The organism is Vibrio sp. HI00D65 (assembly GCF_001635455.1).
Taxonomy (GTDB): domain Bacteria; phylum Pseudomonadota; class Gammaproteobacteria; order Enterobacterales; family Vibrionaceae; genus Vibrio.
In genome coordinates this window covers 1-316 of record NZ_LWEH01000137.1, presented here as the reverse complement: position 1 = coordinate 316, position 316 = coordinate 1, and the positions used below count along the sequence as shown (strand labels likewise).

Here is a 316-nt window from a genome sequence, read left to right as displayed (position 1 = left end):
AATCACTCGTGATACTGCATCTGGTACACGTGGTGCATTCGAGGACATCATGAAGCTTAAGAAGAAAATTGGTGATAAGAAAGTATCGGCTATCTCTCAGCGTGCACAAGTTGCGAACGGCAACGGCGCACTTAAAGTTTCTGTAGCAAGCAACCCATACGCAATCGGCTTTATCTCTTTGGGTACGGTTGACGAATCTGTACATCCTCTAACTATCGATGGTGCAGCTGCGACAGTGGCTAATGTTAAGAGCGGTTCTTATAAAGTTGCTCGTCCTTTCCTAGTGCTATACAAGTCTGGCGCTCCTACAGCTGAA

At 46.2% G+C, this 316-nt stretch carries 1 pseudogene; it reads left to right on the top strand.

The window, feature by feature from the left end:
* A pseudogene (locus A3712_RS11440) lies at positions 1 to 316 on the top strand (substrate-binding domain-containing protein); the annotation flags it as partial.